At 61.6% G+C, this 18,336-nt stretch carries 17 protein-coding genes; 3 read left to right on the forward strand and 14 right to left on the reverse strand.

Translation table 11 applies throughout. The features are described from left to right. Positions 1 to 143 precede the first annotated feature (143 nt). Positions 144 to 818, reverse strand: a complete 675-nt coding sequence (locus DZG07_RS13890) for an isoprenylcysteine carboxylmethyltransferase family protein (protein ID WP_119817877.1) — start codon at positions 816 to 818, stop codon at positions 144 to 146. Between the two features lie 108 nt (positions 819 to 926). Then, complete coding sequence (locus DZG07_RS13895; RefSeq protein WP_119817879.1) at positions 927 to 1,400, reverse strand: hypothetical protein; 474 nt, start codon at positions 1,398 to 1,400, stop codon at positions 927 to 929. A 224-nt stretch (positions 1,401 to 1,624) separates the two neighbouring features. On the opposite strand from DZG07_RS13895, the gene DZG07_RS13900 reads away from it, so the two are divergent. After that, the gene (locus DZG07_RS13900; RefSeq protein ID WP_119817882.1) at positions 1,625 to 2,155 is read left to right on the forward strand and encodes a dihydrofolate reductase family protein; all 531 of its coding nucleotides are present in this window, start codon (positions 1,625 to 1,627) and stop codon (positions 2,153 to 2,155) included. Positions 2,156 to 2,224: 69 nt separating this feature from the next. Here the strand turns inward: DZG07_RS13900 and DZG07_RS13905 are convergent, their stop codons facing one another. After that, positions 2,225 to 3,181 carry an AraC family transcriptional regulator gene (locus DZG07_RS13905; protein WP_245429490.1) on the reverse strand — a complete coding sequence of 319 codons (957 nt, stop codon included), beginning with the start codon at positions 3,179 to 3,181 and terminating at the stop codon, positions 2,225 to 2,227. A gap of 204 nt (positions 3,182 to 3,385) precedes the next feature. Between DZG07_RS13905 and DZG07_RS13910 the strand changes: the two genes are divergently transcribed. Then, a complete protein-coding gene (locus tag DZG07_RS13910) occupies positions 3,386 to 4,435 on the forward strand; it encodes an NAD(P)-dependent alcohol dehydrogenase (RefSeq protein ID WP_091913635.1) in 1,050 nt (349 codons plus the stop codon). Between the two features lie 118 nt (positions 4,436 to 4,553). Here the strand turns inward: DZG07_RS13910 and DZG07_RS13915 are convergent, their stop codons facing one another. The 5 genes from DZG07_RS13915 to DZG07_RS13935 all read right to left on the reverse strand — a co-directional run bounded on the left by DZG07_RS13915 (position 4,554) and on the right by DZG07_RS13935 (position 10,431). Then, a complete protein-coding gene (locus DZG07_RS13915) occupies positions 4,554 to 5,333 on the reverse strand; it encodes an ABC transporter ATP-binding protein (RefSeq protein WP_119817885.1) in 780 nt (259 codons plus the stop codon). After that, positions 5,324 to 6,349 carry an iron ABC transporter permease gene (locus tag DZG07_RS13920; RefSeq protein WP_119817888.1) on the reverse strand — a complete coding sequence of 342 codons (1,026 nt, stop codon included), beginning with the start codon at positions 6,347 to 6,349 and terminating at the stop codon, positions 5,324 to 5,326. The genes DZG07_RS13915 and DZG07_RS13920 overlap by 10 nt, the downstream gene beginning before the upstream one ends. 9 nt (positions 6,350 to 6,358) lie before the next feature. Then, on the reverse strand, positions 6,359 to 7,429 hold the full coding sequence (locus DZG07_RS13925; protein ID WP_119817891.1) for an ABC transporter substrate-binding protein: 1,071 nt from the start codon (positions 7,427 to 7,429) through the stop codon (positions 6,359 to 6,361). Positions 7,430 to 7,568: 139 nt separating this feature from the next. Continuing rightward, positions 7,569 to 8,336 (reverse strand): extracellular solute-binding protein, encoded by a 768-nt coding sequence (locus DZG07_RS13930; RefSeq protein WP_162931621.1) that lies wholly within the window; start codon positions 8,334 to 8,336, stop codon positions 7,569 to 7,571. A 67-nt stretch (positions 8,337 to 8,403) separates the two neighbouring features. Continuing rightward, positions 8,404 to 10,431: an amidase gene (locus tag DZG07_RS13935; protein ID WP_119817896.1), complete on the reverse strand. Its 2,028-nt coding sequence runs from the start codon at positions 10,429 to 10,431 to the stop codon at positions 8,404 to 8,406. 230 nt (positions 10,432 to 10,661) lie between these two features. Between DZG07_RS13935 and DZG07_RS13940 the strand changes: the two genes are divergently transcribed. Further along, entirely contained in the window at positions 10,662 to 11,507 is an 846-nt protein-coding gene (locus DZG07_RS13940) for an aldo/keto reductase (RefSeq protein WP_119821723.1), read from the forward strand. A gap of 14 nt (positions 11,508 to 11,521) precedes the next feature. Here DZG07_RS13940 and DZG07_RS13945 read toward each other — a convergent pair whose 3' ends face one another. The 6 genes from DZG07_RS13945 to DZG07_RS13970 all read right to left on the reverse strand — a co-directional run bounded on the left by DZG07_RS13945 (position 11,522) and on the right by DZG07_RS13970 (position 18,331). Continuing rightward, complete coding sequence (locus DZG07_RS13945; RefSeq protein WP_091913642.1) at positions 11,522 to 12,490, reverse strand: oligopeptide/dipeptide ABC transporter ATP-binding protein; 969 nt, start codon at positions 12,488 to 12,490, stop codon at positions 11,522 to 11,524. Further along, a complete protein-coding gene (locus DZG07_RS13950; RefSeq protein WP_119817899.1) occupies positions 12,490 to 13,509 on the reverse strand; it encodes an ABC transporter ATP-binding protein in 1,020 nt (339 codons plus the stop codon). Before DZG07_RS13950 ends, DZG07_RS13945 begins: the two co-directional genes overlap by 1 nt. A 4-nt stretch (positions 13,510 to 13,513) precedes the next feature. Then, the gene (locus DZG07_RS13955; RefSeq protein ID WP_091913644.1) at positions 13,514 to 14,704 is read right to left on the reverse strand and encodes an amidohydrolase family protein; all 1,191 of its coding nucleotides are present in this window, start codon (positions 14,702 to 14,704) and stop codon (positions 13,514 to 13,516) included. Between the two features lie 14 nt (positions 14,705 to 14,718). Further along, a complete protein-coding gene (locus DZG07_RS13960) occupies positions 14,719 to 15,672 on the reverse strand; it encodes an ABC transporter permease (RefSeq protein WP_119817902.1) in 954 nt (317 codons plus the stop codon). Next, complete coding sequence (locus DZG07_RS13965; RefSeq protein ID WP_091913646.1) at positions 15,662 to 16,654, reverse strand: ABC transporter permease; 993 nt, start codon at positions 16,652 to 16,654, stop codon at positions 15,662 to 15,664. Before DZG07_RS13965 ends, DZG07_RS13960 begins: the two co-directional genes overlap by 11 nt. A 96-nt stretch (positions 16,655 to 16,750) precedes the next feature. Continuing rightward, entirely contained in the window at positions 16,751 to 18,331 is a 1,581-nt protein-coding gene (locus tag DZG07_RS13970; RefSeq protein WP_119817905.1) for an ABC transporter substrate-binding protein, read from the reverse strand. Positions 18,332 to 18,336: the final 5 nt, after the last annotated feature.

The raw sequence follows: 18,336 nt of genomic DNA on the forward strand, positions 1-18,336 counted from the left end.
CCTGTGAACGATGTCTCGGAAGACCCTGTGAGTGCAACATTGCCGCATCATTACGGGCGGATGACCAGCGCCAAACGCTTCTCCAATTGCTGGTGGAGGATAAACATCGACCTCCGGCAGCTTCTCAATAGCGAAGCAGTCTTTCACCAGATGCCAGGGACCAGTCTCCACCGCACTCGACGGGAATAATCGTCGTATCCGGGAAGCTCGACCCGCAACAGGCGGTCTTCCCATGATGTGCGCAAGACAAGGATTGCCGCCGCCAGTGCAGCGGGAATGAGCGCCCAGAACGAACCCAGCGCAAGCGCCATGCCGAAGAACAACAACAACGCGGCGATATAGCCGGGATGACGCATGAAACGGTAGGGACCGGTATCAATCACGCGCTGATGCCGTTCGGACTGGATTCGAACACCCGGTTCGAAGAATGGATTCACCGCCTGCGCCCATGCCGTAACCGCGATGCCCGCCAGCACAGCGACATAGCCCGATAGCACCACCCAGGCCGGGACTGTCGACCAGTGGAACCGCCCGGCATCGAGCGCCGCAACCGGCAGAACCGCCACCATTGCCGGCAGGATGACTGCAAGCAGCGCCTTGTCCCAGCTTTTCGTGCCCGCCTGAAACCGGCTGCGTGCTCGGTAGATTATGGGATTGACGCGGGCGAGTACGAGGGCAGAAGCGCCAAAGCCCAAAATCAGAACTGCAAGGAATATCCATCCAGGCCACCAGGCGATCGTGCCGGCAGGCAGGAAGATCAGTCCAAGCAGTGCAAGAGGCAGGCCGATTGCATAGGCAACGGCCTTACTGCGCGACATCGCGCTAGGCTCCCGTGGAGTTTCGGTTTGTTCCATGTTGCTCACTCCTTCGCGAGGACTGTTTCCAGCGCAGCTTTGGTCGTCGCGGGAATGCGGATCGGTCGGACCTCAGGATCGCGGCTTCTGCGAGCGCCACTGCTTGAGCGCTGTCTCCATGGCCTGACGTATCGCTAGATAGAACTCGGCCATTTCGCCAAGGCGGTCCTGCGTAGGGCCTGAGGCGACGGAAGCGGCACCGCTCTTCAGGAGATCGGCGAGCGCGTCGAGCAAACGGTTCTGCTCGGTCAGCATGCCCTCGTAATTGTCGGACACTGTGTACGAGACGCGTTTGCTTCCGCGCTCGCCATGCCGTTGGGCGAGCATATAAGTTTCCAGCAATCGCGCGGCGACGCTTGCACTGCTCTTGCTGATCTCGAGGTCGGTCGTCATGCGGTCGAGGCCGACCGGCTCGGCGCAAAGCAGCAGATAACCGTAGAGGCGTGCTGCCGTCTGGGGCACACCCCAGGGGATCAGCAGTCGCGCCGCATCCTCGATGAAGCGTTGTTCTGTGGTCGTCAGGCGCTTGTTTGATATATTCGGCATATTCCGAATATATCGTATTGGGAGTGTATGTCCACTGAGCAACGCTTCTGCGACTGAGCTAAGGGGTTTGGGTAACCGGGACCGAAGCCCCGTGGGGAGCGCGCGTAGGCGTTATGCGTACGCCAAAAACCAATTGCGAAATAAAATCAGTCGATCTAGCTTATAACTGATTGCATAACACAATCAGACCGTACGGATGTCCCGTGTAGAGGAGAGATAGTGGTATGGCCAAACTCGTTTTCGGAATGAACCAGTCCCTGGACGGCTACGTCGACCATATGGCGTTTGCGCCAGGCCCCACGCTTTTCCGCCACTTCATCGAGGAGGCTCAGGGGCAGGCAGGCAGTGTCTATGGTCGCCAAATGTATGAGGTCATGCGTTACTGGGACGACGATCATTCAGAATGGGGGCCAGACGAACAAGCCTTTGCGGCGGCGTGGCGGAAACAGTCGAAATGGGTCGTCTCCCGCTCGCTGAAGTCAGTCGGCCCAAATGCCTGGCTTGTCGGGGATGATCTCGAGGGCGCGATCCGCGAGCTGAAAGCCGAGCGCGAGGGGGAGATCGAAGTTGCCGGCCCGGATTTGGCACACAGCCTCACCCAACTTGGCCTCATCGACGAGTATCGAATCTACCTGCATCCCGTCGTAGTTGGCCACGGCAAACGATATTTCGCCGGACCCCGACCGCCGCTCCGCCTGATGACACATGATCGAATTGGCGAGGATGTGATCAGGTTGACCTATGTTCCTGCCTGATCTCGCGACCCGCCGCATGGAAATGGCCGGTGAAGTCTGCTTTTGGTCGGGCAGCGGTGAACGCGTCAATCACGTTGCGCTATTCATATTCTCAAGACCGAGGCTCTGGCCGCGTAGGCGGATTGCGTCGCGGGAGGGTGGGGCGCCGAACATGCGGGCATACTCGCGGCTGAACTGCGAGGCGCTCTCATAGCCGACGCTGTAGGCAGTGCGCGTGGTGTCCGCGTTGACCACCATGAGCCGGCGCGCCTCCTGAAGCCGGAGGACCTTCTGGTATTGCAGCGGGCTGATCGCGGTAGCCGCCTTGAAGTGCCGGTGGAAGGACGCGGGGCTCATGCCGGCAATTTCGGCCAGCGCTTCTACGCGTATGGGTTCGTCGAAATGTGCCCGAATCCATGTGATCGCCTGCCTGATCTGCGACAGCCGGCTGTCGTCCTGGGCGATCTGGCGAAGAACGCCGCCCTGCGGACCTTGCAGGAGCCGGTACAGAATCTCGCGCTCGAGCATCGGCGCCAGCACCGGGGCATCCTCGGGCGCCTCCAGCAGGGCCAGAAGCCGGGACCAGGGATCGAGCAATTGCGGTGTGACCGGGCTGACCCCGAAGCCGGCAATCTGCCCGTCAGGCTGGGCCGGTAAATCGGCGACAAGCGAGGCGATCATGTCTCGGTCGAGCGCAAGGCTGGCGCAGACATAGGGGCTGTCGGCGTTTGCCTCGACGATCTGGCCCGAAACCGGCAATTCGAGTGAGGCAATGAAGTATGAAGCCGGATCGTACCGCAGCAGGCGATCGCCGATCATCACCTGCTTTGCCCCTTGCAGGACAAGACACATCATCGGCTGATAAACGGTCGACGTCGGGCATGTGACCGACCTCGCGACGAAGAGCGAGAGGCGCGGAAGGATTTGCGCTCGCCCAGTGTCGCCGGCGTGACGCTCGGCCAGACTGCACATTTTCATCAGTTGCTGCTGCATGGAACCATAATTGGTCCTTCTTCCCGGCCCAAACAAGCCGGTGCCGCCTTCCAATCGGACGGTTTGATAGAAATAGGCAAGAGATCGATACGATCGGGCGCAGCGCGCACGCGTCGCATTCCCAAATAAGGGCAACCAGACGTGCTGGCCGGCGTTGCGTCGACCGCTTCACGCCAAGGCGCTGTGGGCAAAAAACGAAGACATGGTCGGCGAACGCTTCTGACCATCACCGATCATAATCCACGACAGGAGTTTTTGATGAAAACCACCGGATATGCGGCAACCGACGCCAGCCTGCCCCTCGCACGCTATGAGTTTGCGCGCCGGGACCTGCGCGCAAACGACGTTTCGATAGAAATCCTCTATTGCGGTGTCTGCCACTCCGATCTTCACCAGGCGCGCAACGACTGGGGCGCGACGACCTATCCGATTGTACCCGGCCATGAGATCGTCGGCAGGGTGGTCGCGGTCGGCAAGGATGTCACCCGCTACAAGGCGGGCGATACCGTCGCCGTCGGCTGCATAGTCGACAGCTGCGGCAGATGCGACCAGTGCCTCAAGCATGAGGAACAGATGTGCCGCAACGTGGTAACGCAGACCTACAATGACCGCGACCGGATCACCGGCGAGCCCACCTATGGCGGCTATTCCAAGCATATCGTCGTGCGCGAGGAGTTCGTGCTGGCGATACCGGAGGGACTGGATATTGCCCGGGCGGCACCGCTGCTCTGCGCCGGCATCACGACCTATTCGCCGCTGCGCACCTGGAATGTCGGGCCGGGCAGCCGGGTCGGCGTCATCGGGCTCGGCGGGCTTGGCCACATGGCGGTCAAGCTGGCCATCGGGCTCGGCGCGGACGTGACCGTCATCAGCCGCACCGAAGCCAAGACCGCGGACGCGCTGGCACTCGGCGCCCATCGCGTGCTCGTCTCAGGGGATGATGCGGCGATGGCGGCGGCTGCCAATGCATTTGACCTGATCATCGACACCATTCCGGTGCGCCACGACCTGTCGCCCTATCTTCCGCTGCTCGATGTCGACGCGACCCTGGTGATCGTCGGTCAGCTCGGGCTGATCGATGAGCACAGCACGCTGCCGCTCCTGATGGGACGCCGCCGCATCTCGGGCTCGCCGATCGGCGGAATCGCGGAAACACAGGAGATGCTCAACTTCTGCGGCAGGATGAACATCCTTCCCGATTGCGAGATGATCGCCATTCAGGACATCAATGCAGCTTTCGAACGGGTGGAGCGTGCCGACGTGCGCTATCGGTTCGTCATCGACATGGCGTCGCTCGAAGCGGCTTGAGGTACCGACCCCCGGTCGGGTCGTCAGCGGCTGGGGCCATGTGACCAATGAACGCGAACAGGGCGCTTGTTGGTCACAAACCCTGTCTTTCCCACTCCGGTCGAGGGATATCGCGGGCTCAGCCGACCTGCGCGACGCAGGCAATATGTTCTTCCGATTTGATCAAGCGTATGGGCACGCCATACGCCTTGAAAAGCGTCTCCTCCGTCAGCATTTCCATGGTCTTTCCGATCGACGGCGGGTGATTTGGCGAGAGGATCAGGGTCTGGTCCGCCAGGCTGAATGCCTGATCGGGCGCGTGGGTGGTGAAGATGACGGCGAGACCGTTTTTCGCCAGCCGCCGCGTCAGCGAGAGGAAGCGGGCCTGATTGGCGAAATCGAGATGCGCGGTCGGCTCGTCGAGAATCATCAGTTTCGGAGCCTGAACCAGTACGCGCGCGATCTGCACCAGTTGCCGCTCTCCACCACTGATTTCGGTGTAGGCAGCATTGGCGAGATGGGCGATGCCGAGCGTCTCCAGGGCGTCGTCCACAAGAGCGTCGACGTCCTTGCCCGGTGTGTCGAACCATCCCAGATGCGGGGCACGGCCCATTTCGACGATGGTGCGCACGGAGAAGGCGAAAACCGTCTCGTCGCTTTGCGGGACCAGTGCCAGCCGTTTGGCGATTTCGGTGCGGGGAAGTGTCGAGATCGGTTCCTCGCCAAGCTTCACCGTCCCGGATGTCGATGGTGTCAGTCCGGCGAGGCAGCGAAGCAATGTCGACTTGCCGACGCCGTTTGGCCCGAGCACGCAGATGATCTCGCCAGCAGAGATTTTCAGGCTGAGATCGCTGAATGTCGGCTTGCTTCTGCCTGGATAGGTAAAGCCGATCTGCTCGGCGGCAAGGATCACGCCCATCCCAACCGTCCGCGTCCTAGCAGAAGAATGAAGACCGGCGCGCCGATCAATGCAGTGAGTATGCCGAGCGGAACTTCGGCTGCCGTCATGATACGGGCCAGATCGTCGATGATGAGCAGATAACAGGCTCCAAGCGACAAGGTGGCAGGAAGAAGCCGCCGGAAGTCCGGCCCGACGATAATCCGCGCAAGGTGCGGGATGACCAGCCCGACCCAGCCGATGATACCGCTGATGGAGACCGTCGAAGCGGCAATGAGGGTCGAAAAGAGAATGACGACGAGCCTCAGGCGATTGGCTTCGACACCCAGGATACGCGCCTGCTCATCGCCCATTGCAAGAATATTGATGCGCCAGCGCAGCAGCAGAAGCACGGTCGCGGACGGCACAACGACCGCCAGGACGGGAACCATGTCCGCCGTCGAGACCGACGACAGCGAGCCCAAGAGCCAGAACTCGATGACCGGGAGTTTCGAATTGGGGTCCGCAACGTATTTGAGGAGAGAGAGGAGGGCAGTGAACAGCGAACCGACGATGATGCCGCCCAGCACCAGGACGATCGTCGAATTCATCCGGTAAAGCCGGCTCATGGCAAAGCAGAACGCAACCGCTAGCATCCCGAAGACGAAAGCTGAGAATTGGGTCGCGTAACGCTGCCCGAAAAGGAGAATGGCGAGGGCCGCGCCGAAACCGGCGCCTGCCGAAACGCCTAGCGTAAATGGCGAAACGAGCGGGTTGCGAAAGACACCCTGATAGCACGCGCCGGAAATTGCCAGCCCGCCGCCGACGACCATGGCGGCCCCCACGCGCGGCAGCCTGACATCGAAAACGACGGATTCTACGACGGCCGGCCAGTCCGGCGTTATCGGCAATATCTGGGCCGCGATGACCTTGATCACCATCATTGGCGCAACGGGATAGCGCCCGATGAGAAACGAAAGCAGAAACAGCGCCACCGGAAGCAGGATCAGGAAGATCGTCAACAACCGGTTGGCTGGCGCGTGCTCAGCAGGAGGCATCGCCGGAGCCTAGTTCGGGCCGGTATAAGCCTGACCATAGAATTGCTGGTAATAGGCATCGACTTGCTTCTGCATGTCGATATCGGCGAACCGCTCGGGATAGAGCTTCTTGGCCATCCACAGTTCTCCCAGCGCGAAGGCCTCGGGCAGCGGATAGCCCCAGGGCTTCACATATTCCGGCGTGATGTAGATACGGTCGTTCTTGACCGCGTCGAGGTGCTGCCAGGCGGCGTTCTTGCGGATTTCGTCGGCCACCGGCGCGTAGCGGTCCTGCACGAAAATCACCTGCGGATTCCAGGCGAGCACGTCTTCCATCGATACCTTGGTCGCGCCGCGCACGCCGGCAGCGACATTGATGCCGCCGGAGCGCTTCGTGATCACACCGGTATATTTGCCGGAACCGTACGTGCTCATATCCGGGTTCGCCATATAGAGGCGCACGCGCTCCGTGTCGGGGATCGAAGCCACCCGTTCCTCCACCAGTTTGCGCTGCGCAAAGGCATAGTCGATCAGCCGGTCGGCCCGCTCGCTTTCGCCGACGATGTCGCCGATCAGTTTGATGCCGGTCTTCAGCCCTTCCGAATAGGCATAGTCGTCGTCATCAAAGGTCGGATTGAGCTTTGGCGCTTCGATGCCTTCGCCTTTCGACAGCGAAATGGCGACGACGGGCAGGCCGACCTTCGACAATTGCTCGATCATTTCTGGCGGCGCATAGTTCGTGACGAAGACCACGTCCGGCTTGAGCTGCAGGACCTCTTCGACATTCACCGTCGAAAGATCGCCGGGCATCGGCAGGTTGGCGAGCTGCGGGGCATATTTGTCGAGACCGGGAATGAGGCTCGGCCATTTGCGCAGAACCCCGACGATCTTGTCAGCGGCGCCAAGCTCGACAAGGAGGTCGAGCGTCTGGTGCTGCAGCACGACGATGCGCTCGACCTTGTCTGGAATGGTCACCGAGCGGTTGAGCTGGTCGGTGATGGTGCGGGTTTCCGCTGCTGACGCTTCGCCCGTCGCGATTGGAAGCGACCACAAGGCAAAGGCGGTGACGAGCGCCACAAAATTTCTGCGATGAAAAGACATTCCCATCCCCATGCTGTGAAATATCGACGAGGAGCCGAGGCGGCTCGATATATTTCTACGCATATAGCGTTGGGTCTTGCGCAGCAATGCCGTTCCGCACCAAGGATGCGTCGGATCTGCAACTTTCTATTGCTCCAGGTCAGGCACCCGCCGGCAAGGCTACCGGCTTGAAACCGAATTCCTGCAACAATTTCTGGCCGGGACCGGACATGATGAAAAGGGCGAAGGACAAGGCTGCCGGGCGGCAGTCATTGATGGCTGTAAGGCCATATTCGGGCACGACGTTCACCGCTGCCGGAATTTGGACAATCTCGACCTCGGGCACTTCTGCGGCGAGCCGCTGCATGCCTGTGAGATAACCGAGAAAGACGTCGGCTGTCCCAGCCGCCAATGCGTCAGCTACGGGGCCATAGGGGCCGGACGTTGCCACCGTTTCCGAGCCGCCGACCAGTTTCAGGGCCTTGGCGTCGAGGATGCGGAACGAGCCGGTCGCATGCTCTTCGAACCTACGAAAGATAGCCCAGGCATAATCGCCTGACGGGTCCTTGAGCGGCGTCGACGTTCCGATCTTGAGGGCAGGGTCAAGCAGTCGTTCGACGAAGTTTTCCGTCGTCACGCCGGCATCCCGGCGAACCAAAGCCGACATCGTGTTGCGGGCAAAGACGACCGGCGGCCCGGACAATCCCAGTTGGGCAAGGTGCGATGGATGGCCGAAATCGGCGGACAGAAACAGATCCGGCCGATCGCCGTCCTCGATGCGCTGCCGGAGCAGACCCGCTGGCCCATGCCTGACCTCGACGGCAATACCAGTCATTTCGGAAAAAGCAGAAACGAGTAAGGGCAGGACATAACGGAGGCTGCCCGCCGCATAAACGCGAATGGACGATTGATCGGATGATGTTTGCACGGCAGTCGCTTTCAAACTTTAACGTCACTATCCGCGCCGCAGAGCTGCGAGGATAGACTGATGATCGTTACTCGATACCCCCGGTCACGGCAAAGGCGCCGGCCACGCGACCGTCCTGCAGGCGCATAATTGCGGTCACGATCGAGCCGTAGGAACCTCGCCAGACACTATGGACGGCCTTGTGTGTGTCGGATGAAACGAGCGCTCGTCCGCTGAAGCTCGTGCCGATTCGCTGCATTTCGACCGGTTCTCCGTTGACATGAACCTTCACGCTGGCTGTGTCGGTCTCGATCGCTCCGACCGAATGCGCGTCGAGCGTGACGACTATCTCATCCTGGTTGCCCACATGGCGTGTCTCAGCGCGAAGCGTGATGACCAGCGGCTGCGTTTCGATGGCATCGAACCTTGCCCGGCTGGGAAAAATGTCGTCGGGGAGTTCCGGCGTCCGCGGCGGACGGGTCCGTCGCGCGGTCGATCGCTCGAAGTCCCCTGCAATCCGAAGCAACCTGGTATCGTCATAGGCCTTGCCCGCGAATGTAAGGCCAACCGGCATGCCGATGTCGGCCATCGTGCCCATCGGAACGGTGACGGTGGGAATGCCGAGATGCCGCGGCACGAGGTTTCCGTTGGCGACCCAGGTTCCATTGCGCCAGGCGAGGACCGCGGAAGCCTCGTTCACGTCCGCGTCGGCCGGTCCGACGTCGGCTGCGGCAGGAAAAACCACGGCGTCCAGCCCCTGTTCATCGAGCCAGTCCTCGAAATCGATGCGCCGCGTCGCCTCAAGGCCTTTCAGGCCGCGCTCCAGCCCAGGGACGTTCTCGAACGGCGTTACGCCGCGCTTTGCCCGTTCGACATAGTCTGCGAGATCGAAGTCGTCGCCATAGCGGTCCGGCAGCGTGCCGGGCGACTGCGGAAATATCTTCGCGCCGTCGACAGAGGCCAGGTTCGGGATCGCTGGATCGGCATTCGCCCGCAGAAAATCGTCCCATGCCCAGACGCACAGGTCCCAGATTTCGCGCTCGGCGAATTCTTCGGGAACCAGGCCGCGATCCACCATGGATTTCGCGCCGGGCCGGTCGCGCTCATAATTGGAGACGACGGGGAAGTCGACTTCCACCACCGTTGCGCCGAGCCGCCTCAGATCCGCTGCCGCCTGTTCCCACAGATCGAGGACGGAGGCGCGTGTTTCGATGGGAGCGTCAGCGTCGCTGTCGCGGCCGATATACATGCGTGGCACGCCGAGCCGCACGCCTTGCAATGATCCTTCCAGATTGAGATCGCTGTAGCGCGGTGGACGTATGGCCGAACTCGACGGCAAGTCGACCCATGGCTGCGCGCGCCAGAAATCGCCTCTGGTCGTATGATCGTCCTCGACAATCACGTCGAGCAACTCAAGCATATCCGGCATGCTTCGCGTGTGCGGAACAACCACATCCATTGTCGGAACGAGCGGCCAGTTGCCGCGCACCGAAATGACGCCCCTCGACGGCGTATAAGCCACCAGCGCGTTGTTGGATGCCGGCGCGCGGCCCGAAGACCATGTTTCCTCGCCCAACCCGAATGCCGCAAAGCTTGCAGCCGTCGCCGTGCCCGAACCGTTGGAAGACCCGGAAGCGAAGGCCGCCGTCAGGTAGTCGGCATTGTAGGGGCTTTCCGCCCGCCCATAGACGCCGCGCTGCATTCCGCCATTTGCCATCGGCGGCATGTTGGTGAGCCCGATGAAGACCGCTCCGCCCGCCCGCAGTCGCTCGATGGTGAAAGCATCCTCGTTGGCGACCAGATGTTCGAATGCAGGCGACCCGGCCGCTACCGTCAGGCCTGCGACCTTGTAGCTGTCCTTCGCGGTATATGGGATGCCGTCCAGCGGCCCCAGCGTGGCGCCGGATTTGCGACGCAGATCGGATGCGGCAGCTTCTTCGAACATATCGGGATTGAGGACAGGAACGGCGTTGAGGGCGATGCCGTGCCGGTCAAAATAGGCGATCCGCCGCAGATAGGCGCCGACCAGTTCCACACTGGTTACGGTCCCGGCATCGAGCGCCTGCCTGATTTGGTCGATGGTCGCTTCAACGATGTGGAGACCGTTATGCGTCATGGGACTTTTTCCGAAGTTCTGGGGGGCAGCCGGTAATCGCCGGGAAAACTGGATCCGATAAATGATTTTGCTCAATCCTGCGGGCGGATATGACGATACTCTGAACATCGGGCGGCGTTTCGTATAGCCACGAACGGGAAAAGCAGTGGCCATTGGCACCGAGGCTTCTGCATTTCACCGGTCAAAACAGCACGAACGCCAAACCACTATCGAGAAAATTGGAGATCGCCATGTCAGCCAATATTCCTACGACCGCTTTGCCTTCCGGCGAGCTGGTTCCAGTGCTCGGGCAGGGCACATGGTTCATGGGCGAGGATCGCCGCAAATCCGGGCAGGAAGCCGATGCGCTGAGGCTTGGCATCGATCTTGGCATGACCTTGATCGACACCGCTGAAATGTACGCAAGCGGCGGCGCCGAAGAGGTTGTCGGCGAAGCGATCGCAGGCCGGCGCGACGAGGTGTTCCTGGTGAGCAAGGTGCTTCCCTCAAACGCTTCGCGGCGGGGAACGATTCTCGCCTGCGAACGCAGCCTCAAGCGGCTTCGCTCCGAAACGATCGACCTCTATTTGCTTCATTGGCGCGGCAGCTACGCGCTCGAAGAGACCATTGCTGCTTTCGACGATCTTATCCGGGCAGGGAATATCCGAAGCTGGGGCGTCAGCAATTTCGACACCGACGACATGGAGGAAATCGTCGCGCTATCCGGGGGCGACAAGGTCGCCAGTAACCAGATCCTGTACAATCTCGCGCGGCGCGGACCGGAATTCGATCTGATGCCGTGGTGCCGGGCCCGAAACATTCCGCTCATGGCCTATTCGCCGATCGAGCAGGGGCGGTTGCTGCGAAACGCGACACTTGCCGAAGTCGCAAAGGAGTACGGTGCGACGCCGGCCACCGTGGCGCTTGCCTGGGTGCTGAGCCATGATGGCGTCATCGCAATTCCGAAATCCAGCAATCCTGAACATTTGCGCGACAACAGGAAAGCGGCCGATCTCAAGCTGACGGCAGAACAACTGGCAAGGCTGGACCGGGCTTTCCCTGCGCCGGGACGCAAGACCGCGCTCGAGATGCTGTAGAGTTCGTCAGTCAATCACGGCTCGGCGTGATGGCAGCGGACGTAGGTGGCGTCCAGCAGCTGCGGTTCCGGGGCGGTCGTGCGGCAAAGCTCGGTCGCCAGCATGCAGCGCGGATGGTAGCTGCATCCTGTCGGCGGATCGATGGGGCTCGGCAGGTCGACCACCGCCGGAACGCGGTCGCGGTTCGGCCTTTCAAGGTCCGGCACTGTGTCGAGCAGGAAGCGTGTGTAAGGATGCTTCGGCCGCTCGAACAGGTCGTCGGTCGCGGCTTCTTCGACAATGCGCCCGAGATACATCACTGCGACGCGGTCAGAGACGTGGCGAACCGCTGCCAGATTGTGACTTATGAACAGATAAGTCAGTCCAAGTTCCCGCTGCAAGTCCTTGAGTAGGTTGAGAATTTGCGCCTGGACGGACACGTCGAGTGCCGAGGTCGGCTCGTCGCAGATGAGAAATTCCGGTTCCGCCGAAAGCGCCCGGGCGATTGAGATGCGCTGGCGCTGTCCGCCGGAGAATTCGTGCGGATAACGTGCAGCGTCCCGCCAGGACAAGCCAACGATCTCCAGCAATTCGCGCACCCTCAGATCGGTCTCGCCACCGGCCCGGCGCAATCCGAGGTGGCGGATCGGCTCGGCGATGATGTCGCCGACGCGCCAGCGTGGGTTCAGGCTGGCATAGGGGTCCTGAAATATCATCTGCGTGCGCACGCTGCCGTCACTGCCGCTCCCTGTCGCAAAGGAGAGGCTGCCGCGAGTCGGCTGGTAGAGCCCGACGACCAGACGCGCCAGCGTCGACTTCCCGCAGCCGGACTCGCCGACGATCGAAAAGGTCGTGCCGCGCGGGATGGCGAAGCTCAGGCCGTCGACCGCCTTCAAGGTTCGTTCCGGCTTGCGCATGACGGTTCGGTCAAACCATGACGGCGAGACGTCGAAATGGCAGGCTATGTCTTCCACACGCAGTGTCGGCTGTGCGAGCGCACCCATCACGCGGCCTCCACGGCTTCGGCCACAGCCAGCTTCCAGCAGGCGACCGAGCCTCGTCCATTCGGCAAGAGCCTGGGCAGATCGCTGCGGCAGCGCGCATCCGCGATTTCGCAGCGTGGATTGAACGCGCAACCGGCTGGCATGGAATTGAGGCGCGGCATGGCGCCATCGATCTGGGCCAGACGCTCGTGACGCGCAGCAAGGCTCGGAATCGAGCCGATCAGGCCGCGCGTGTAGGGATGCTGCGGCCGCTTGATTATGTCCTCGACCGGTCCGATTTCGACAATGCGTCCCGCATACATCACCGCCACACGATCGGCGGTTTCGGCGATCACGCCCATGTCATGGGTCACCAGCATGATGGCCGTGCCGCGTTCCCGGCAGATTCGCTTGAGCAGTGCCGTGATCTGCGCCTGGATGGAAACGTCGAGCGCCGTCGTCGGCTCGTCGGCGACGACAAGTTCCGGTTCGGCGGCGAGCGCGAGTGCGATCACCACACGCTGCCGCATCCCGCCCGAGAATTGATGCGGGTACTGGCCGACACGAAGCTCCGGCGAGGGGATGCCGACCTCGTTCAGGAGGTCGATGGCGCGCCTTGCAGCCTCATTCCGCGACAGCGGAAGGTGGCAGCGTATCGTTTCCACAAGCTGATCGCCCACGGTGAGGAGCGGGTTCAGCGATGTGAGCGGGTCTTGAAAGATCGCGCCGATGGTCTTGCCGCGCAGCGCCATCAATTGCCGCCTCGGCAGATTGTCGATGCGTTTGCCACTGACATGGATCTCGCCGCCCGCGATCCTGCCCGGCGGTTCGAGCAGGCCGATCACGGCAGCACCGGTCAGGGATTTTCCTGCTCCGGATTCACCGACGACACCCAGTATCTCGCCGCGCCTGATCGACAGGCTGACACCGCGAATTGCCGTCAACACGCCGCGCCGCGTCGGGAACTCGACGAGCAGATCGCGAATGCTGAGTACCGGCGGGTCGAGCGGGGGCTCATTTGGCGCAAACGCGGCGTTCATGGGGTCACTCCGTCTCGAACAAGGCGGCACCCTCGCGGGCGACGACTTTTCCGCGTTTCATCACCAGCGGACGAGGGCGGCGCGAGACGACCGCCTCGGCCAGTGTCTCGCCTTCGATCAACACAAGATCGGCGGCATCGCCGACAGCAAGGCCGTAATCCTGGCAGCCCATGACGGCAGCACCGCCGGTGGTCACCACCTCGACGGCGCGGCGAATTTCGTCGTCACGGTCGAGATCGTTGCGCATGCCGAGGAAGATCGCGCGCTCCAGCATGTCGGCATTGCCGTAGGGGCTCCAGCAGTCGCGAATCCCGTCCGAGCCGGAGCAGACCGTGATTCCGGCATCCAGGGTGCGGATCAGAGGCGGGCAGGGATAACCGGCCGGTCCCGTGGTCATGATCGCGATGCCTGCGTCAGCCAGTTCGTCGAGCAGATTGCCGATGGCAAGGTAGTCGTTGTGGCCGAGGCAGAAGGCATGGCTGACGGTCACCTTGCCGGCCATCGCGTGAGCGCGCGTACGGTCGATGATAAGGCGCATCGAGAACGCGCCAAGCTCGCCCAATTCATGCAGATGGATGTCGATCGGCTTTCCATGCTTTTCGGCGAGCGCGAAGACCACATCGAGATGGCCTTTCGGATCGAGGTCCATCGAGCAGGGATCGAGCCCGCCGACGACCTCGGCGCCGAGGCTCAACGCCTCGTCCATCAGTTCCTTCGTTCCCTGGCGGATAAGCATGCCGGACTGGGGGAAGGCGACGATTTCGAGGTCGATCACGTCAGCATATTTTTCGCGCGTCGCCATGACACCCAGCACGCCGTTCAGGCCGTGTTCGGTGTCGATGTCGACATGGCTGCGGATGTGCGTGGTGCCGTGTGACACCGAAAGCGCTACCTGCCGCGCCGATTGGCGCGCTGGGTTGAGGCCGAGCCGCGCCTTCGAGTTGCGCTCATTGGTGATCTTGTCGATCAGGGTGGAACCGACATTGTTGTGGTTCCAGGGCATGCCGAACAATGTCTTGTCGAGATGGGTGTGTGCCTCGACAAAACCTGGCAGGACGATCGCCCCCTTTCCGTCGATCGTTTCGACCTCAGAGGTGGTCGAAGTGGCCTGAGCGATGCGTCCATCAGCAATCGTCAGGTCAATTGCGGTTTCGCCCCAAGGCCGCACATTTTTCAGGATCAGTGTTTCGCTCATGGTCAGCCTCTTGGTCAGCGGAGTTTCGGGTTGAGGGCGTCACGCAGCCAGTCGCCGAGAAGGTTGACGGCGAGGATGATCAGGCTGAGTTGCAGCGCCGGGAACAGCACGACCCACCAGCTTCCGGAAAAGAAATACTGGTTGCCGATGCGGATCAGGGTGCCGAGCGAAGGCTGGGTTACCGGCATGCCGACACCGAGAAAGGAAAGGGTGGCTTCCGCCAGGATGGCGAGGCCGAGGTTTAGCGTTGCCGTCACCAGCACGGCGGTCATGACGTTGGGCAAGATGTGCGTGAGCATGATTCGCAGAGGTGGCAACCGCAGGATGCGGGCGGCCAGCACATATTCCTTGCGCGCTTCAACCATGGTCGAGGCGCGCACGATGCGGGCGTACTGAACCCATGAGGTGATGGCGATCGACGTGGTCAGGATGACCGGCGTGAAGGCGTCCCGCATCGAAACGGGCAGGAGTTCGCGGAAGATCGCGCTGACCAGGATGGCGACGAGCAGCGTCGGTATCGAGAGCACGAGATCGCCGATACGCATCAGCAGATTGTCGATCCGGCCGCCGACATAGCCCGAAGTCAGTCCGACCACGATGCCGATCATCACCGACACGATAACGCTGGCAAAGCCGATCATCAGCGAAATGCGCGAGCCGTAGAGAATAGCCGAAAAGATGTCGCGGCCTTGCACGTCGGTGCCGAGCACGTATGGCGCTTGGCCCTCAGCGGTCCAGATCGGCGGGAGTTCCGCCTTGTCGAGGTAGAGCTGCGTCAGGTCGTAGGGGTCCTGCGGCGAGAGCAGCGGTGCGGCGATGGCGGTCAGCGCAATGACGAGTAGCACGATCGCCGATATGACCGCCGAGGGGGTGCGCAGGAAGCCATAGACCAGATCGCCATCGAGAAAGGCCTTCAGGCGGGCAAGCCGAGGCACGGCCGGCATCTTCGCTGTCTGCTCAACGGACATTGCTGCCTCCCGCCGTCCCCGTCTGCCGCAGGCGCGGATCGACGGCTAGGTAGATGAAATCGACTATGGTGTTGAGCGTGATGAAGATGACCGAGACGATCATCAGATAGGCCGCCATGACGGGGATATCGATGAACATCACCGCCTGCACGAACAGCAATCCCATGCCGGGCCACTGGAATACGGTCTCGGTCACCAGGGCAAAAGCGATGAGGTCGCCGATCAGCATGCCGGTCATCGTCACCACCGGCATCATGCAGTTCCTCAAGGCATGGCGGAAATGCACGATGCGGTCGGGAAGGCCCCGGGCACGCGCGAATTTGACATAGTCGGTTCGCAGCACCTCCAGCATTTCGGCGGTAACCAGGCGCATGATGAAGGAGATCTGGAACAGCGCCAGCGATGTTGCGGGCATTATGAGTGCCAGCCTTCCCGATGGGGTGAGCAGGCCGGTCGACCACGTGCCGAACTGCACGACCTCGCCACGCCCGAAGGCCGGGAGCCAGCCGAGCTGCACCGAAAACACCAGGATCAGCACGATGCCGATGACGAAGGCCGGCACGGAAACGCCGACCATGGAGATCATGCGGGCAACGCGCGCCGCCGGGTTCTTCGGGTTGATCGCAGCAAAGACGCCTAGCGGCACGCCAATCGCCAGCGCCAGCACGGTCGAGACCATGACAAGCTCGAATGTCGCCGGAAAGCGTTCGGCGATGAGCGACATAACTTCACGCTGGTTGCGGAACGAGATGCCGAAATCGCCCTGCACCGCGCGGGTGACGAAGGAGAAGAACTGCATGACGACGGGCTGGTCGAGACCGAGGCGAAGCCGCAGCGCGACGCGTTCTTCCTGGCTTGCCTGTGCGTTGAGCATCAGCTGGACCGGGTCGCCCAGAAACTGGAAGATCATGAAGGCGATGAAGGCGACGACAAGCATGACAAGCGCTGCATTGCCGATGCGTTTGACGATGATGGCGAGCATGTCTGCCGTCTCCTGACGGGTTTCAATGAGGCCTGAACCGGGCTGACGCCCGGCTGATTTCGTCCGGCCCGGAGTGCCCGGGCCGGAGGCGGAAGATCACTTCATCTTGGTCAGCCAGTGGCGTGGCTTGTTGTCGGTCAACTGGACGAGGCTTTCGACTTTCGAGCCGGTCGCCCATGCCATGGGCTGCTGGTGCAGCGGCAGGAAGGCCACGTCGTCCTTGATCTTGGTCAGTGCCTCGCTCTGGAAATCCAGGCGCTTTTCGCGGTCGAGTTCCTTGCCGGCGGCATCGATCAGCGCATCGACCTCCGGATATTTCCATCCGCCCCAGTTGAACACACCAGACGTGCCCGTCTTGGAATGCACGACCTGCACGAGGATCGAGTAGCTGTCGATCATCGGCTCGTTGGCCCAGCCGAGTATGCCGACATCGAACTTGCCGCTCTCGAATTTCGCCGTCTGCAGGCTGGTCGGCGCAACGTCGAGCGTTGCCTTCAGCCCGACGCGGGCCCACATCGAGGAGACCGCCTGGCAGATCTCCTCCTCGTTGACGTAGCCGTCGTTCTCGCAAACGAAGGAGAAGGTGAAGCCGTTGGGATATCCTGCCTCCGCAAGCAGCTTCTTGGCGGCATCCGGGTCATAGGGCAGGCGCGAATCCAGCGCTTCCACGTAACCGGGAATGGCAGGGGCAACCATCGACCCGGTGTTGCGCGACAGGCCGCGCATCACCTTTTTCTGCAAGGCGTCGATGTCGATCGACTGGTACATCGCCTGGCGAACCTTGATGTCGTTCATCGGGTTCTTGTCGGTAACGTCGGATGCAATCGTCTTGTCGGTCCGGTTGAAGACGAAGAACACGGTCCGCAATTCATTGCTTGCCAGCACCTTGATGTCTGACGAAGCCTGCAGGCGCGGAATGTCCTGGAGGGGCGCGGAATTGGTGAAGTCGATCTCGCCCGACAGAAGGGCTGCAACGCGCGTTGCCGCCGAGGTGATCGGGGTGAAGACGATCTTGTCGATGTTGTGCCGCGGCTTGTCCCACCAGGCCTTGTTGACCTCGAATACGGTCTCGGCATCGGGCTTGCGCGATACGATCTTGAACGGGCCGGTGCCGTTGGCGTGGGCCGTGGCATAGCCTTCAACGCCCTTGCCGACATCCGTCGGAGCCTCGGCCTTGTTGGCGACCAGCCATTCCTTATCGAAGATGACGATGTTGGTGAGATCGTTGAGCAGCAGCGGGTAATTCGGCGTGGTGGTGATCTCGACCGTGAAGTCGTCGATCTTCTTTGCGCTCTGGTAAGCCGGCAGATTGCCTCGCAGAGGCGAGGCCGGGTCACTGACGCGCGTCAGCGAAGCGAGCACATCGTCGGCGGTGAATGGCGCGCCGTCATGAAAGGTGACGCCTTGGCGCAGATGAAAGCGCCAAAGCGTCGGAGACACGACTTCCCACGACGTGGCAAGCGCCGGCGCGATCTGCAGGTTGTCGTCGTAGCGCACCAGTCCTTCATAGACATGGTTGAGCACGGCGATGGTGAAGGTGTCTCCGTAGGAATACGGGTCGAGCGAGACGACGTCGCGCTGGGCACCCCACTTGAGAACATTTTCGGCGGCTGCCGAGAATGTGGTGAGCGTTAGCGCCGCGATGCAGGCAACGGACGTCTTCAAGAACGATTTCATTGCAG

It is taken from the genome of Mesorhizobium sp. DCY119 (assembly GCF_003590645.1).
In the GTDB taxonomy this organism is placed as follows: Bacteria; Pseudomonadota; Alphaproteobacteria; order Rhizobiales; family Rhizobiaceae; genus Mesorhizobium_M.

Bases quoted from the DNA above. Each gene is read 5' to 3' on its own strand.
- DZG07_RS13945 (WP_091913642.1), bottom strand. From the start codon at position 12,490: ATGGGTGCGCTCGCACAGCCGACACTGCGTGTGGAAGACATAGCCTGC.
- DZG07_RS13970 (WP_119817905.1), bottom strand. From the start codon at position 18,331: ATGAAATCGTTCTTGAAGACGTCCGTTGCCTGCATCGCGGCGCTAACG.
- DZG07_RS13935 (WP_119817896.1), bottom strand. From the start codon at position 10,431: ATGACGCATAACGGTCTCCACATCGTTGAAGCGACCATCGACCAAATC.
- DZG07_RS13925 (WP_119817891.1), bottom strand. From the start codon at position 7,429: ATGTCTTTTCATCGCAGAAATTTTGTGGCGCTCGTCACCGCCTTTGCC.
- DZG07_RS13955 (WP_091913644.1), bottom strand. From the start codon at position 14,704: ATGAGCGAAACACTGATCCTGAAAAATGTGCGGCCTTGGGGCGAAACC.
- DZG07_RS13965 (WP_091913646.1), bottom strand. From the start codon at position 16,654: ATGCTCGCCATCATCGTCAAACGCATCGGCAATGCAGCGCTTGTCATG.
- DZG07_RS13900 (WP_119817882.1), top strand. From the start codon at position 1,625: ATGGCCAAACTCGTTTTCGGAATGAACCAGTCCCTGGACGGCTACGTC.
- DZG07_RS13960 (WP_119817902.1), bottom strand. From the start codon at position 15,672: ATGTCCGTTGAGCAGACAGCGAAGATGCCGGCCGTGCCTCGGCTTGCC.
- DZG07_RS13920 (WP_119817888.1), bottom strand. From the start codon at position 6,349: ATGCCTCCTGCTGAGCACGCGCCAGCCAACCGGTTGTTGACGATCTTC.
- DZG07_RS13940 (WP_119821723.1), top strand. From the start codon at position 10,662: ATGTCAGCCAATATTCCTACGACCGCTTTGCCTTCCGGCGAGCTGGTT.
- DZG07_RS13915 (WP_119817885.1), bottom strand. From the start codon at position 5,333: ATGGGCGTGATCCTTGCCGCCGAGCAGATCGGCTTTACCTATCCAGGC.
- DZG07_RS13895 (WP_119817879.1), bottom strand. From the start codon at position 1,400: ATGCCGAATATATCAAACAAGCGCCTGACGACCACAGAACAACGCTTC.
- DZG07_RS13950 (WP_119817899.1), bottom strand. From the start codon at position 13,509: ATGAACGCCGCGTTTGCGCCAAATGAGCCCCCGCTCGACCCGCCGGTA.
- DZG07_RS13910 (WP_091913635.1), top strand. From the start codon at position 3,386: ATGAAAACCACCGGATATGCGGCAACCGACGCCAGCCTGCCCCTCGCA.
- DZG07_RS13890 (WP_119817877.1), bottom strand. From the start codon at position 818: ATGTCGCGCAGTAAGGCCGTTGCCTATGCAATCGGCCTGCCTCTTGCA.